The sequence below is a fragment of the Vibrio sp. OPT46 genome (assembly GCF_015163535.1).
GTDB lineage: Bacteria > Pseudomonadota > Gammaproteobacteria > Enterobacterales > Vibrionaceae > Vibrio > Vibrio alginolyticus.
This window is the reverse complement of sequence record NZ_JADDYG010000404.1, coordinates 1-508: the sequence shown is the minus strand read 5'-3', so window position 1 is coordinate 508 and position 508 is coordinate 1. Positions and strand designations below refer to the sequence as shown.

The 508-nt window shown below is 39.0% G+C and carries 1 pseudogene; it reads right to left on the bottom strand.

Features of this window, described 5'->3' with window-relative positions:
- Nucleotides 1-336 (bottom strand): annotated as a pseudogene (locus tag IQR33_RS18700) (SPFH domain-containing protein); the annotation flags it as partial.
- Nucleotides 337-508: the final 172 nt, after the last annotated feature.

The following is a 508-nucleotide window of genomic DNA, read 5'->3' as shown; positions in this document are numbered from 1 at the left end:
GTCGGCAAATCGAACCTGAATCGCATCAAGGCGTTGATAAAAATCTTCGCCCTTGCTGTTACCGAATGACACGGTGATCACTTGGTCATACTTGGTGATTTTGGACAGAAAAGGCATGCGAAAATGAATGCCAGGTTCAGTAAACACATCCAACTCACCAGTAATATTATTCTGATGCACGTAGCTGTAACCCGCATCGGTCATCAGCACCGAACTATTAATCGTTAAGCCTATTGCCAACAGCGGTACGCCAAATACGGCTGCTTTTAATCCTTTATGTAGTAACTGACGTCTTTCTTCCACCTTTAAACCCCTTCCTAAACCTCTGCTTTCCATTTTGTTCTCCTTTTTGGATTGTTACTGAGTTAAATCGATAAAAATCAGATTGCTATGCAACTCAGCAACAAGTACTAATGTATCAAAATGTTACATTAAGGAATAATCGACAGATTCATGGAATAAATAAGATTTTTACGAATAATACAAAATCATCAAAAATTTGCGGAGG